Origin of the sequence: Jiangella muralis, assembly GCF_001270745.1 — a bacterium.
Taxonomy (GTDB): domain Bacteria; phylum Actinomycetota; class Actinomycetes; order Jiangellales; family Jiangellaceae; genus Jiangella; species Jiangella muralis.
Genome location: NZ_LFXL01000040.1, coordinates 1 through 13,938 on the forward strand (window position 1 = coordinate 1; position 13,938 = coordinate 13,938).

The 13,938-nt window shown below is 73.2% G+C and carries 15 protein-coding genes; 5 read left to right on the forward strand and 10 right to left on the reverse strand.

The features are described 5' to 3' along the window. Nucleotides 1-59: 59 nt before the first annotated feature. Nucleotides 60-236 carry an LmrA/YxaF family transcription factor gene (locus tag ACW62_RS34405; protein ID WP_157575029.1) on the reverse strand — a complete coding sequence of 59 codons (177 nt, stop codon included), beginning with the start codon at nt 234-236 and terminating at the stop codon, nt 60-62. A gap of 19 nt (nt 237-255) precedes the next feature. Here ACW62_RS34405 and ACW62_RS27750 point away from each other — a divergent pair, with 19 nt between their 5' ends. Further along, entirely contained in the window at nt 256-1,377 is a 1,122-nt protein-coding gene (locus ACW62_RS27750) for a baeRF11 domain-containing protein (RefSeq protein WP_205629653.1), read from the forward strand. Between the two features lie 86 nt (nt 1,378-1,463). Further along, nucleotides 1,464-2,042: a dihydrofolate reductase family protein gene (locus tag ACW62_RS27755; protein ID WP_053207373.1), complete on the forward strand. Its 579-nt coding sequence runs from the start codon at nt 1,464-1,466 to the stop codon at nt 2,040-2,042. On the opposite strand, the gene ACW62_RS27760 is transcribed toward ACW62_RS27755, so the two are convergent. Then, nucleotides 2,032-2,733: a helix-turn-helix domain-containing protein gene (locus ACW62_RS27760; RefSeq protein ID WP_053207374.1), complete on the reverse strand. Its 702-nt coding sequence runs from the start codon at nt 2,731-2,733 to the stop codon at nt 2,032-2,034. The two genes, ACW62_RS27755 and ACW62_RS27760, sit on opposite strands and share 11 nt — an antisense overlap. Nucleotides 2,734-2,754: 21 nt before the next feature. After that, nucleotides 2,755-3,282 (reverse strand): anthrone oxygenase family protein, encoded by a 528-nt coding sequence (locus ACW62_RS27765; protein ID WP_053207375.1) that lies wholly within the window; start codon nt 3,280-3,282, stop codon nt 2,755-2,757. Between the two features lie 145 nt (nt 3,283-3,427). On the opposite strand from ACW62_RS27765, the gene ACW62_RS27770 reads away from it, so the two are divergent. Then, nucleotides 3,428-4,711, forward strand: a complete 1,284-nt coding sequence (locus ACW62_RS27770) for a metal-dependent hydrolase family protein (protein WP_053207376.1) — start codon at nt 3,428-3,430, stop codon at nt 4,709-4,711. 248 nt (nt 4,712-4,959) lie between these two features. Here ACW62_RS27770 and mftG read toward each other — a convergent pair whose 3' ends face one another. Together mftG and ACW62_RS27780 are read right to left on the reverse strand one after the other, a co-directional pair. Then, on the reverse strand, nt 4,960-6,462 hold the full coding sequence (gene mftG / locus ACW62_RS27775; protein ID WP_053207377.1) for a mycofactocin dehydrogenase MftG: 1,503 nt from the start codon (nt 6,460-6,462) through the stop codon (nt 4,960-4,962). Next, nucleotides 6,459-7,043: a TetR/AcrR family transcriptional regulator gene (locus ACW62_RS27780; RefSeq protein ID WP_053207378.1), complete on the reverse strand. Its 585-nt coding sequence runs from the start codon at nt 7,041-7,043 to the stop codon at nt 6,459-6,461. The genes mftG and ACW62_RS27780 overlap by 4 nt, the downstream gene beginning before the upstream one ends. A 67-nt stretch (nt 7,044-7,110) precedes the next feature. Between ACW62_RS27780 and ACW62_RS27785 the strand changes: the two genes are divergently transcribed. Continuing rightward, entirely contained in the window at nt 7,111-8,055 is a 945-nt protein-coding gene (locus tag ACW62_RS27785; RefSeq protein ID WP_053207379.1) for an ATP-binding cassette domain-containing protein, read from the forward strand. Then, nucleotides 8,052-8,873: an ABC transporter permease gene (locus ACW62_RS27790; protein ID WP_053207380.1), complete on the forward strand. Its 822-nt coding sequence runs from the start codon at nt 8,052-8,054 to the stop codon at nt 8,871-8,873. The genes ACW62_RS27785 and ACW62_RS27790 overlap by 4 nt, the downstream gene beginning before the upstream one ends. Here ACW62_RS27790 and ACW62_RS27795 read toward each other — a convergent pair. The 5 genes from ACW62_RS27795 to ACW62_RS27815 form a co-directional block, all read right to left on the reverse strand. Further along, nucleotides 8,870-9,214 (reverse strand): VOC family protein, encoded by a 345-nt coding sequence (locus ACW62_RS27795; protein ID WP_053207381.1) that lies wholly within the window; start codon nt 9,212-9,214, stop codon nt 8,870-8,872. The genes ACW62_RS27790 and ACW62_RS27795 overlap by 4 nt on opposite strands. Nucleotides 9,215-9,284: 70 nt before the next feature. Further along, nucleotides 9,285-10,538, reverse strand: coding sequence for a sugar ABC transporter permease (locus ACW62_RS27800; RefSeq protein ID WP_053207382.1), 1,254 nt, complete (start codon nt 10,536-10,538; stop codon nt 9,285-9,287). Next, nucleotides 10,535-11,356 carry an ATP-binding cassette domain-containing protein gene (locus tag ACW62_RS27805; RefSeq protein ID WP_053207435.1) on the reverse strand — a complete coding sequence of 274 codons (822 nt, stop codon included), beginning with the start codon at nt 11,354-11,356 and terminating at the stop codon, nt 10,535-10,537. The genes ACW62_RS27800 and ACW62_RS27805 overlap by 4 nt, the downstream gene beginning before the upstream one ends. Nucleotides 11,357-11,424: 68 nt before the next feature. Continuing rightward, nucleotides 11,425-12,525 carry a sugar ABC transporter substrate-binding protein gene (locus ACW62_RS27810; protein ID WP_053207383.1) on the reverse strand — a complete coding sequence of 367 codons (1,101 nt, stop codon included), beginning with the start codon at nt 12,523-12,525 and terminating at the stop codon, nt 11,425-11,427. Between the two features lie 147 nt (nt 12,526-12,672). Further along, the gene (locus tag ACW62_RS27815) at nt 12,673-13,830 is read right to left on the reverse strand and encodes an ROK family transcriptional regulator (protein WP_053207384.1); all 1,158 of its coding nucleotides are present in this window, start codon (nt 13,828-13,830) and stop codon (nt 12,673-12,675) included. Nucleotides 13,831-13,938: the final 108 nt, after the last annotated feature.

Below are 13,938 nucleotides of genomic sequence, written 5' to 3' on the forward strand. Positions count from 1 at the left end.
CGGAGGTCTTCGTCATCGTCCAGCAGGCACGCCGTCCCTAACGTCCGTGGTCAGTACAGCTAGGGGCGGCATGCTCCGATGAGCAGGGTCAGGTGCTTGCCCGCGACCAGCAACGGCGTCTCGGTCCTGAACACCTGGGCGGTGAGTTCGGCGCCTTCGAGGGTGTTGATGACCGTCATGGCCAACTCGCGCGCGTTGTCACCCAGGCGTCCGGTTTCGCTTGGCCCGGCGTCCACACCGTGAGACGGTGGTGAGGTGACGCTGCACACGGACATCCCGACGCGCGCACAGCTGGAGCGGCTGATCGCGGCGCGCGACGACGCCAGTGTCTCGGTCTACGTGCCGACGAGCCCGGTCACGCAGCAGGCTCAGGCGGGACGGATCGAGCTGAAGAACCTCGCGGGGGAGGCGATCCGGCAGCTGGAGGAGGCCGGCGCCGGCCGCGGCGCCGTCGCCGACGTCCGGGAGTCGCTGGACGATCTCGTCGAGGACGACGACTTCTGGGCCGGGCAGGCGCGCAGCCTGGCCGTGTTCGCGGCGCCGGGCGGCGTGACGGTGTTCCGGCTGCCGAACGAGCTGACCAGCGTCGTCGAGGTCAGCGATCGGTTCTATGTGAAGCCGCTGCTGCGTGCCGTCACGTTCCCGCAGGCCGGGTTCGTGCTCGCGCTCGCGGCCGGGTCGGTGCGGCTGGTCGAGGTCACCCGCGCCGGCCCGCCCTTCACCGTCGACGTGCCGGGGCTGCCCTCCGACGCCGCGTCGGCCGCCGGCAAGTCGTCGATCGCCGACCGCGCGCCGGTCGGGCGCATCCAGGGCTCGGAGGGGCAGAAGGTCCGGCTGCGCCAGTACGCGCGCAAGGTCGACCAAGCGCTGCGCGGTGTGCTCACCGGCCTCGAGCTGCCGCTGATCCTCGCGGCCACCGAGCCGCTCGACGCCATCTACCGCTCGGTGAACAGCTACCCGCACCTGGCCGGCGCCGGCATCGCGGGCAGCCCGGAGGGCAGCACCGACGCCGAGCTGGCCGACGGCGCGCGGACGGTGCTCGACGAGCTCTACGCGGGGCAGCTCGCGGAGCTGCGCGACCTCTTCGGCCGCCGCTTCGACCAGGGCCGCGCGTCGGGGGACGTCGCGACCGTCGCGCGCGCCGCGACCTACGGCGTCGTCGACACGCTGGTGGTCGACATCGACGAGAAGCTGCCCGGCTATGTCGACGACGAGACCGGCGCGGTGACGACGGCCGCCGACGACGCCGCCAGCTACGGCGTCGCCGACGAGATCGCCCGCCGGGTGCTGCTGGCCGGCGGCCGCGTCGTGGCCGTCCGCGCCGACGACGTGCCCGGCGGCGGGCCGGTCGCGGCGGTGTTCCGGTACGCGTTCTGACCGCTGTCGGTTCCGTCCAAGACGGCTGCGGCGCGCCGTCCTACCGTGGGTACCAGCAGTTCGTCCGATCGCGAGGAGACAGCATCATGCGTGACCTGGTCTACACCGGCTTCATGTCGCTCGACGGCGTCGTGGACTCGCCCGGCGGCGGGCCGGGGGAAGAACACCGCAGCATTGGCTGGGTGTTCAAGGACCTCGAGTTCGTCCCGGAGGCGTGGTCGCTCAAGGGCGAGGAGCTCGCCGAGACGTCGGCGCTGATGTTCGGCCGTCGCAGCTACGAGTCGTTCGCCACGGTCTGGCCGTCCTCGGAGGACCACGCCGCGTACAAGGAGCTGCCGAAGTACGTGGTGTCGTCGACGCTGCCCGACGACGCCGTCGTCGACGACTGGGGCCCGATCACGTTCCTGCGCTCGACCGAGGACGTCGCCGCGCTCAAGCAGGGCGACGGCGGCAAGATCTTCATCCACGGCAGCGCCGAGCTGGCCCGGCGGCTGGGCGACGCCGGCCTGATCGACCAGTACAACCTGCTGGTCTTCCCGGTGCTGCTCGGTGCCGGGAAGAGCATGTTCGGCCGGGCCGACCGCGACAAGCAGCTGCTGAGCCTGCGCGAGTCCGACACCTACTCGAACGGGATCATGAAGCTGGTCTACGACGTCAAGCGCTGACCAGGTCGAGCGCGATGGCCCCGCCGCCGCCCGCCCGCAACTGCCCGGCGGTGCGCCCGACGTACGCGCGCAGCGCCCGGGCCAGGTGCGGCTCGTCGAAGTAGTCGAGCTTCGCGACGACGTCGGCGGCGGGCTCGCCGTGGGCCAGCAGCTCGGCCGCCGTCCGGGCCCGCTCGATCTGCCGGACGGCGCCCCGGGTGAGACCGGTGGACGCGCGGAACCGGCGTTCGACGGTGCGTTCGGAGACCGCCGGGTCGCCGCCGCGCAGCACTTCGGCGACCAGCGGGTCACGGACGACGATGCCGGCCCGGACCAGCCGCCCGACCAGCGCCTCGGCGTCGTCCGGGCCCGGCGTCTCCCAGCGGCCGCCGTCGAGGCGGAACGTCCGGTGCGTGGCGTCGGGCAGCAGGATGCCGCCGTCGACGAGGTCGGCCGTGGGCACGGCCCGCAGTGAGGTGCCCACGGCGAACTCGATGCCGACGAAGGCCGCGCCCGCCGGCACCGGCGCGGTGCTCGTGCGGGTCTCGGGGCCGGTGACGCCCGCGTAGGCGCGGCCGTCCTGTTCCCAGAACAGCAGGCCCCAGCGCACGCCCGCGACGGAGGTCATCTGCGCGACCTGCCCGCTGGTGCACGTCCACACGGTGTCGACCCACGGCGAGCCGGACCCGCGGGTCTCGAACCGCAACTCCACGAACGAAGAATACGTCGCTGGTCAGCGCGCCGTCGTGGGCGCCGCCCGCAGCACGAGGGCGCGGGTGACGGCGCCGACGGCCGCCACCGACACCAGGCTGCGCACGAGGTTGGCGGCCACCCACGCGCCCTCCACCCGGTCGCGGACGTCGGCGAGTCCGGCGGCGCTGCCGAGTCCGGCGGCGTCGATCTCCTCGTTCAGGGGGAGGTTCACCGCCGCCGTCACCGCCAGGACGACGGCATAGAGGGCGAGCGTGACGAGGGCCCAGCGCCGGGCCGCCCGGTCGCCGCTGCGCCGGAGCACGATCGGCGCGAGGATCACCAGGATCAGCGCGACAGTGTAGCTCAGCGGGAACACCGGGTTGTCGTTGTACCGCTGCAGGGTCGTCACGAACGTGAGGTCGTCGGCGCCGGCCAGGTTCGGCATGACGGCCACGGCGAAGGTGACGTTCAGCCCGGTGACCAGCACCAGCGCCAGCAGCGTCGCGCCGAGGACCGTGACGTCCCAGCGGCCGCCGGTCCGGGTGCGTTCCCGCGTGATCTCGCTCATGGCACCACTGTGCGGCACGCAGTCTGGCGTCACAATGCCTACAAGTCGCGGTTTCATGCTCGATCGTCCAGCCACCTGATTTCGCCAGGCCGGGCACCGGGTCCGGCCTAGAGTGGCAACGCCGGGCGACACATAGGGGGAGACCATGGCCGACCTGAACGCGCTGCTCGTCACGGACGTCGTCGTGTTCGACAGCGCGGCCGGGCGGCTCACCGCGCCGATGGACGTCACGGTGCGCGACGGCGTCATCGCCCGGGTCGCGCCCGCCGGGGCGCCACGTGACGACCTCCCGGCGATCGACGGGTCCGGCCGCACGCTGCTGCCCGGCCTCATCGACGCGCACTGGCACGCGGCGTTCGCGACCATCCCGATGCAGGCCGCGCTGACCGCGGACCTCGGCTACCTGTACGCGCACGCCGTCGCCGCCGCCCGGCGGACCCTGATGCGCGGGTTCACGACGGTGCGCGACGTCGGCGGGCCCGCGTTCGGCCTCAAACGGGCCATCGACGAAGGCGTCGTGTCCGGGCCGCGCATCCTCCCGTCGGGCGCGTTCATCTCGCAGACCGCGGGGCACGGCGACTTCCGGCTGCCGTACGAGGTGCCGCGCGGCGTGGCGGGGCACCTCAGCCACGGCGAGCTCATGGGCGCGGGCGCGATCGCCGACGGCCCGGCCGAGGTGCTGCGCGCGGTGCGCGAGCAGCTGCGCCACGGCGCGACCCAGATCAAGCTCATGGCCGGCGGCGGCGTCACCTCCAGTTACGACCCGATCGACGTGGCGCAGTACACCGCGGCCGAGCTGCGCGCCGCGGTCGAGGCGGCCGGCGACTGGGGCACCTACGTCACCGTGCACGCGTACACGCCCAAGGCCGTGCGCACCGCCATCGAGGCCGGGGTGGCCTGCATCGAGCACGGGCAGCTGCTCGACGACGCCACCGTCGCGCTCATGGCCGAGCGCGGAGTCTGGTGGTGCCTGCAGCCGTTCCTCGACGACGCCGACCTCAACTCCGTCGCCCCGCCGAACCAGGCCAAGCTGGAGCGCGTCGTCGCCGGCACCGACACCGCCTTCGCGCTGGCGATCAGGCATGGCGTCAAGGTCGCCTTCGGCACCGACGTCCTGTTCGACCCGCGCCTCGCCGAGCGGCAGGGCGCGATGCTGGCCAAGCTCACCCGCTGGTACTCGCCCGCCGAGGTCCTGCAGCTGGCCACCATCCGCAACGCCGAGCTGCTGGCGCTGTCGGGGGAGCGCTACCCGTATCCCGGGCGGCTCGGCGTCGTCGCCGAAGGGGCGCTCGCCGACCTCGTGCTGGTCGACGGCGACCCGGTCGCCGACATCTCGCTGGTCGGCCGCCCCGACGACGCGTTCGTCGCGATCGTCAAGGACGGCCGGGTCGTCAAGGGCGCCGAGCTGGTCCGGACGGAGCCTGGCTGACGGCGCGGGCGGCTCCCACCGCGTCACCGTGCCCCAGCCGCGGCGAGGCACGGTCCACCGCGGAACCCACCGATGACCGTTCGGGCGTGTTGACACCAGGGTCACCTGTTGGCGTTCTCGTCACCCGCTCGGCCAGCGGCCACCAGCGGCCACCAGCGGCCGATGCCGCCGGTGAACACCTCGAACGCGACCGCCGGCGCGGCGGCGACCAGCACCTCGCGGTGCGGTGGCCAGCGCGTCGACCATTGCTATTCCGCCTCGATCAGCGCCGCCAGCCGCTCCCCGGCCATGACGGCGGTCGCGGCCGGCCCGCTGGTCGTGACGGCGGGGAAGATCGACGTGTCGGCGACGCGCAGGCCGGCGACGCCGTGGACGCGGCCGTGCTCGTCCACCACGCCGTCCGGGCCCATCGCGCAGCCGCCGCTCAGGTGCACCGCCGTCCAGACGTGGCCGAGCAGCCACCGGTCCAGCGCCGCGTCGTCGCCCAGCACGTCGTCCGGCGGGCCGCCGCGCGCCGCCACCAGTGGCCGGAACGCCGGCGCCGTCAGCAGTCGCACCGCCACCCGGACACCCTCGCGCAGCCGGGCGCGGTCCTCGGGCGTGGCCAGGTAGCCGTGGTCCAGTCGCGGCGGCACGGCCGGGTCCGCCGACGCCAATTCGACCGTCCCGCGGCTGGTCTCCTGCTGCAGCGCGACCCGCAGCGAGTGGTCGCCGCCGGCGCCGGGGACGACCGCGCCCAGCGGCCGGGTCCAGCAGAGGATCTCCAGGTCACCCGGGTACGACGACCCGGTCGCGGTGAACGCCAGCCGTCCCTGCAGCGGCAGTGCGTCCGACGGCGGCAGCGGCGCGGCGCGGTAGCCGACGGTGATCTCCGGGTGGTCGGACGTGCCGCGGCCGACGCCCGGCTGGTCGGCGACCACGGGCACGCCCAGCGACGTCAGCGCGGCCGCCGGACCGACGCCGGACACCATGAGCAGCTGCGGCGACAGCACCGCACCGGCCGACAGGATCACCTCGCCGGCCCGCACCCGCGTCAGCCGGCTGCCGAGCGAGACGACCACCCCGGTCGCCCGCGTCCCCTCGAACAGCACCTGCCGTACCACCGCGTCGCCCAGCACCGTGAGATTCGGCCGTCCGGCGGCCGGCGCCAGGTACGTCAGCGCCGTGCTCTGCCGCACTCCGCCGGCGACGGCGAGCGGGACCGGGCCGTGGCCGGGCGGCCCGCCGTCGTTCTGGTCCGGCTGCGCCGGGAACCCCAGCTCGGTACAGGCCGCGTAGAACGCCGAGGTCAGCGGGTGCGGCACCGGGTCGCGTCGCACCGGGACCGGCCCGCCGCGCCCGTGCCCCGGCCGGTCGCCGTAGTCGTGGTCCTCCTCGATGGCGGCGAAGAACGGCCGCACCCGCTCCCACGACCACGCCGGATTGCCCAGCGCCGCCCACCGGTCGAAGTCGGCCGGCGCGCCGCGGACGAAGTAGCCGCCGTTCACCGACGTCGACCCGCCGACGATGCGGCCGCGCGGCACCACGGCCGCCATCGACGAGGTCAGCCGGGTCTCGAACGCCCACGCCGCCGGGTGGCCGGGCGCGGCCGCCGGCATCGTGGCGGCGTCGAGCAGTTCCGCCGGCACCGAAGCGGGGCCGGCCTCGAGCAGCAGCACCCGCCGGGACGGGTTCTCGCTGAGCCGCGCGGCCAGCGGGGCGCCGGTCGCGCCCGCGCCGACCACCACGACGTCGTACGACGGCTCGCTCACACCGCGGCGATGGCGTCGAGGGCGTGGTCGACGACGCCCAGGATGCGCGCCGTCGCATGCTCGGGGTCGGGCTGCCCGCCGTCGAGCCAGGCCATGATCGACTCGATGAGGAGCGCCGTCGCGGTCCGCGCGGCCCAGTCCGTCCACGCGGCGTCGGTGGCGCCGTCCTCCAGGGAGGGCCGCACGTGCGCGGCCATCGACGTCTTCAGATCGGCGATCTCATCGCGGAAGTCGGGCTCGACGGCCGCGTAGCGGAACAGCAGGCGGAACCCGTCGGGGTCGGAGCGGGCCCAGTCGATGACCCGCGTGACGCTGTCGTCGTCCATCTCGCCGTCGACGACCGCCGCGGCGTACAGGCGCTCGGCGGCGCGGTCGATGACGGCGGCGTACAGCTCGTTCTTCGACTCGAAGTGCCGGTAGACGATCATCCGGGTGACCCCGGCCGCGGCCGCGACGTCGTCGAGGCCGGTGTGGGCGAACCCGCCGGCCCGGGCGAACGCCGAGGTGGCGGCGTCGAGGATCTGCTCGCGCCGCTCGGCCCGGCCGAGCCGCCGGGCCGGTGCACGGCTGGTGGCGTCCATCGTCGTATTCTCCCGTAGGCCAAGTATATTCTGAAGTATATACTTGCGAATCTACTAAGGAGGAGCGATGGAACCAGCGGTGGTCGCCGAAGGGCTGACCAAGAATTTCGGGAGCACCCGCGCGCTCGACGGGTTCGACCTGACGGTGCCCGCGGGGACGGTCTGCGGGCTGCTCGGACCCAACGGCGCCGGCAAGTCCACGGCCGTGCGCATCCTGTCCACGCTGTCGCGCCCGGACGGCGGCCGGGCGCGGGTGGCCGGGTTCGACGTCGTCCGCGATCCGGTCGAGGTGCGCTACCGCATCGGCCTGGTCGGCCAGCAACCGGCCGTCGACGAGATGCTGACCGGCCGCGAGAACCTGGAGATGTTCGCCCGGCTCTACCGGCTCGGCCCGGCGGAGGCGCGGCGCCGGGCGGCCGAGCTGCTGGAGATCTTCGACCTCGGCGACGCCGCCGACCGCCGGCCCAAGGGCTACTCCGGCGGCATGCGGCGCCGGCTCGACCTCGCGATCAGCTTCGTCATGGCGCCGCCGGTGCTGTTCCTGGACGAGCCGACCACCGGCATGGACCCCGGCCACCGGCTGGGGCTGTGGCACGGCGTCCGGACGCTGGTCGCGCAGGGCACGACGGTGCTGCTCACCACCCACTACCTCGACGAGGCCGACCAGCTGGCCGACGAGATCACCGTCATCGACCACGGCCGGGCGATCGCCCGCGGCACGCCGGACGAGCTGAAGTCGCGGCTGCGCGGCGACCGCATCGACGTGCTGGTCGGCGACGGCGTCGACGTCGGCGCGGTGGGCCGGGTGCTGGCCGGGGTCACCGGCGCCGCGCCCGAGCTGGACCAGCAGGCCGGGCGGGTCAGCGTCGCGGCGCCGGACCGGGTCGCGGCACTGGCCCGGGTGGCCCGCGCGCTGGACGACGAGGGTGTCGCCGTGCGCGACATCGCCCTGCGCCGGCCCACGCTCGACGAGGTGTTCGTCCAGTTCACCCAGGAGGAGGATGCGGCATGAGCACGGTCACCGTCCCACGGACCCGCCCGGAACGGCTGCGGGTCGCGCTCTCCGACGCCCTGACGATGACCCGGCGCAACCTGCGCTACTGGTGGCGCTCGCCGGAGGAGGTCGTCGGGGCGCTGGCGTTCCCGCTGATCTCGGTGCTGCTGTTCGGCTACGTGTTCGGCAGCGCGATGGTCGTGCCCGGCGGCGCGGACTACAAGGAGTACCTGCTGCCTGGGCTGTTCGGCATGACCATGGTGTTCGGGCTGGTCAATACCGTCGCGGCGGTGGTGACGGACCGCGCGCGCGGCGTCACCGACCGGTTCCTGACGATGCCGGTCGCGACGTCGTCGATCCTGGCCGGGCGCGCCGCCGCCGACGTGGTCCGGGCGATGGCCGACCTCGTCGTGCTGATCGGCTGCGGCTACCTCGTCGGCTGGCGCTGGCACGAGGGGATGGCGGGCGCGCTGGCCGCCGTCGGGCTGCTCCTGCTGCTGCGGTTCGCGCTGATCTGGGTCGGCATCTACGTGGGCCTGGTGCTGCGCTCGCCCGACGCCGCCTCGGTGCTGTATCCGCTGGTGCTGCCGTTCGCGATGGTCGCGAACACGTTCGTGCCGCCGGCGCTGATGCCGGGCTGGCTGGGCGCCGTCGCCGAGACGAACCCGATGTCGGCGACGGTGGCGGCGACGCGCGAGCTGTTCGGCAACCCGTCGGCGCCCGACGGGTCGTGGCTGACGGAGCACGCGGTGCCGCTGGCGATCGGCTGGCCCGTGCTGCTGCTCGTGGTGTTCGCGCCGCTGGCGGTCCGGCAGTACCGCCGGGCCCGGCGTTAACTGACGGGTGCGCCGCCGTAGCCGATCTCGTTGCCGTCGGGGTCGTGGTAGGTGAACTTGCGGACGCCGTTGCCGTACGTCTCGCGCACCGCCGGCTCGATGCCGCGCGCCGCGATGCCGTCGGCCAGCGCGTCGAGGTCGTCGACGAAGACGGTGACGTGGGTGTGGCCGGCGTGCTCGGGCGCCTGGTGCACCGCGAGATACCGGTGCTCGGCCAGCTCCCACACCACCTCGGTGTCGTGGGCGCGGAACGCGAACGGCGCGCCGAACAGCCTCTCGTACCAGTCGGTCGCCGCCGCGAAGTCGGTGACCGGGATGACGGGGAAGAGATCCAGAGCCATCCGGCGATGGTAACGATCCGGCCGGCCGTCCGGCGGCGCGTGCGCACACGCACCGCCGGACGGCCCGGAGTCAACCCCGGCCGCTGCTGGCGCGGGCCCGCCGGGCGATCGCGTCGATCGACACCGCGAGCAGCAGGACCGCCCCGGTGACGATGTAGCGGACCGACGAGTCGACGCCGATGCGGTTGAGGCCGCTGGTGATCGCCGTCAGCACCAGCACGCCGAGCAGCGCGGAGTAGGCCGAGCCGCGGCCGCCGAACAGGCTGGTGCCGCCGATGACCGCCGCCGCGATGGCGGTCAGGTTGACGTCGTTGCTGCCGCTGGCCTGCGACACCGACGTCAGCCGGGCGAGGAACATCAGGCCGCCGGTCGCGGCCAGCGCGCCGGTCAGCGAGAACGCCGAGATGTAGATCCAGTTGACGTTGATGCCGGAGCGGCGGGCCGCCTCGACGTTGCCGCCGACGGCGTACAGGTGCCGGCCCCACGTCGACTTGCGCAGCACGAGGTCCAGCAGCACGACCAGCCCGACGAAGAACACCACCGCGTAACCCCAGCCGCGGTCGATGTTCAGGTAGTAGGTCAGGAAGCCCAGCCCGCCGAGCATGATCGCCGACTTCACCAGCACCAGCGTCAGCGACTGTGCCGGCAGCCCGGCCGCTGTCCGGCGCCTGATCCCGATGATGCTGACCAGCGCGTACAGCGCCACGATCACCACCACGGCGACGTAGGAGACCGCCGGGCTGAGGAAGTCCTCGCGGGCGAACTGCGCCAGCGGCGACGTGCGCGGCAGGTTGATGGTGCCCTGGTCGCCCAGCACGAGGTACTGCACGCCGACGAAGCCGAGCAGGCCGGCCAGCGTGATGACGAAGCTCGGCACGCCGATCTTGGTGAAGATCAGCCCGTACGCGATGCCGATGACCGCACCCGTCCCGGCGCCGGCCAGGATGCCCAGCACCAGCGGCTGGTCGTTCTCGACGACCATCACCGCGGTGATCGACGCCGCCAGGCCGCTGACCGAGCCGACCGACAGGTCGATCTCGCCGAGCAGCAGCACCATCACGATGCCGACCGCGATGATGCCGTACGGCACCGCGTTCAGCGTGATGTTGACCAGGTTGCTCGACGACAGGTACGTGACGTCCTGCAGGTAGAAGACCAGGCCGATCACGAACAGCCCGATCACCACCGGCAGCAGCCCGAGGTCGCCGTCGCGGATCCGCCGCCGGAACGCGTCCGCGGCGCCGCGCAGCCCGGTGTCCTGGGCCAGCCGCTCGTCGATCAGGTCGGACCGGGCCGCGGTCTCGTCGGCCTGCGTCCTGCTCATTCCGGCCCTCCTGACGCCTCGCGGCGGGCGTTGCGTTCGGCCACGACGTTGTCCGACGCGCCGGTGATGGCGGCGACGAGCTGCTCGGTCGTGACGTCGACGGCGCGGAACTCGGCCTCGTTGCGGCCCAGCCGCAGCACGACGATGCGGTCGGCGACGGCCTGCACGTCGGCCATGTTGTGGCTGATCAGGACCACACCGAGGCGCTGCTCACGCAGTCGCTCGACGAGGTTGAGCACCTCCGCCGTCTGCGCGACGCCCAGCGCGGCGGTCGGCTCGTCCAGCATGACGACCTTCGGGTTGCCGACCAGGCTGCGGGCGATCGCGACGGTCTGCCGCTGGCCGCCGGAGAGGCTGGCCACCGGGATGCGCACCGTCGGGATCTTCGCGCCCAGCTCGCGCAGCAGCCGCCAGGACTCCTTCTCCATCACGACCTCGTCCATCCACGCCTTCGTCCCCAGCTCGCTGCCGAGGAACAGGTTCGCGACGACGTCGAGGTTGTCGCAGAGCGCGAGGTCCTGGAAGACCGTCGCGATGCCCAGCGACTGGGCGGCGCTCGGGCTGTGGACGTGCACCTCGCGGCCGTCGACCCGCATCGAGCCGGAGTCGGCCTGGTACACACCGGACATGATCTTGACGAGGGTCGACTTGCCCGCGCCGTTGTCGCCGACCAGGGCGACCACCTCGCCGGCGTGGACGTGGAAGTCGGCCCCGGCCAGCGCCTGCACGGCGCCGAAGTGCTTGCCGATCCCGATGAGCTCCAGGATCGGCCCGGTTGTGGCGGCGGACGCACCGCTCTCGTGTGTGGCGACGCTCATCGGCACCATCTCCTCATGTCAAGGGTGGCACCGACCGTGGTCGGTGCCACCCTCGTCGTCGCGACGGATCAGCTGAGACCGGCCGCTGTGCAGGCATCCGCGTAGTCGTCGGTGCAGATGTCGGCGACGGTCCAGAAGTCGTCGGCCACGACGGTGTCGGCGACGTTGTCGACGGTCACCACGATCGGGTCGAGGATCAGCGACGGCACGCCCTGGAAGTCGGTGGTGTCGGCGACGTCCTCGCCGTTGACGATCGAGATGGCCATCTCGGCCGCGCCCTCGGCCTCGCCCTTGATCGGCTTGTAGATCGTCATGTACTGCTCACCAGCGACGATGCGCTGGATGGCGGCCAGCTCGGCGTCCTGCCCGGTGACCGGCGGCAGCTGGTCGGCCGGCAGTCCGGCGCCGGTGAGCGCCGCGATGACGCCGCCGGCTTGGCCGTCGTTGGCGGCGTAGACACCGGCCAGCGACGTGGGATCGATGGTGTCCAGCTGGTCCGTCGTCCACGCCTGCGCGTTGTCCGGGCTCCAGTCCGGGTTGTCGTACTCGCCGAGGATGGCGAGGTCGCTGGCGTCGATGACGCTGTGCGCGCCGGCCTTGAACTGGGCCGCGTTCGGGTCGTCGGGCGAGCCGTTCAGCATGAGGACGTCGCCCGGGCCGCCGACCGCGTCGACCAGCGCCTGACCCTGCAGTTCGCCGACCTTCTCGTTGTCGAACGAGGTGTAGTAGTCGGCGCCCTCGATGAAGCGGTCGTAGGCGATGACCGGGATCTCGGCGGCCTGGGCGTCGGCGACCAGCGACGCCGCGGAGGCGCCGTTGACCGGGTCCAGCACCATGACGTCGACGTTCTGCGAGATGGCGGTGTCGACCTGCTCGGCCTGCTTGGTCTCGTCCTGGTCGGCGTTGAAGTAGTTGATCGTGCAGTCGGGACACAGGTCCGCGACCTTGGCCTCGAACAGTGGGCGGTCGAACGCCTCGTAGCGGGCGGTCGCCGACTCCGGCAGAAGCAGGGCGATGGTGGCGGCGCTGCCGCTACCGGTGCTGTCGCCGCTCGCGGTCCCCCCGCCGCCGTCGTCGCTGTTGTCTTCGTTGGCGCCGCAGGCGGCCAGTGCGCCGGCGGCCAGGGCGAGGACTGCGAAGACGGCAGCCCGTCGATTGGGCTGGTGCACAGTGAAACCCTCCTTTGGGTTCTGCCCCCGCCGACAGCTCGGCCGGGTGAGGTCGAGTGTGGAACGCCGGTAGGTTGCCGTCAAGGCTCAAATACATTACGCGTTTACATCTTGTTTATGCGTTCGTATTTCGATAGCAATGCGGTGTTATTCACCGGCGGAGAGGGACGCGACCAGCGCGCCCACCGCCTCCGTGCCCTCGCCGAGCGGCGAGATCGAGATGCGGGTCCGCTCCGCCACGCCGGGCAGCACCGCCCGCCGGAAGCCCTGGCGGACCGGGCCGAGCCAGGCGTCGCCGGCGGCGAGGAGGGGACCGCCGAGGGCGATGTCGGCGGGGTTGAGGATCATCGCGAGCCAGCCGAGGCCGCGACCGAGCAGCTCGCCGGCGTCCTCGAGCACGTGCACCGCCACCGGGTGACCGTCGCCGATGAGGCCGAGCACCTCCGGCAGGGCGAGATCGCGCCGCAACGCCGAGCTGAGCGCCGTCCGCACCGACTCCGCGGACCCCACGGTCTCGAGGCAGCCGCGCCGCCCGCAGCGGCACACCACCGACAGCGCGGGGTCGAGCGCGAGGTGGCCGATCTCGCCGGCCGCGCCGGAGTCGCCCCGCAGCAGCTCGCCGCCGACAGCGACGCCGGCGCCGATGCCGGAGCCGACCTTGACGAACACCACCGACCGGCCGGCACCCGCGCGGCGGGCCAGCGCGAGCGCGCCGAGGTTCGCGTCGTTCTCGACCACGACCGGCCGGCCGAGCAGCCGCGCCACCTCGTCACGCAGCGGGAACCCGACCAGGGCGGGCAGGATCGCGGTCTCGGTGACGACGCCGGTCGCGGTGTCGATGGGCGCGGGGACCCCGACGGCGACGCCGGCGATCTGGGCGGTGGTGAGCCCGGCCTCCTGGCGCACCGATGCCGCGAGGGCGCCGATCACCTCGAGCACGGTGTCCGGGCGCAGCCCGCCGTCGAGGACGACGGCCGACTCGGCCAGCACCTCGCCGGGCGCGGCGCCGGCGACCACCTTGACGTGCGTGCGCCCGAGGTCGACGCCGATGCCGTAGCGCTGCCGCACCGGTGCCCGCTCGACCAGGCGGCTGCGCCGGCCGTTCGCCACGCCCTGCCGCACGACCAGCTCGCCGTCGTCGACGAGCGTGCGGACCAGCCCGGAGATGGTGGCCGGGGCGAGGCCGGTCAGCCGCGCCAGCTCCGCCTGGCTGACCGCCTGCCCGGCCGGCAGCGCGCCCAGCAGCCGGCGCCGGTTGGCCAGCCGCAGCGACGACAGCGACCCGGGCCCGGTGGCGTCAGGCATGTCGGGCTCACCTCCGTCGGGGGTTACGGAAGCCTCTTGGCGTCACAGCGTGAACGCTACACCCCGGTGCAAGCTGCACTCGGGCACCTAGCGGCCGGGCCGCGAATG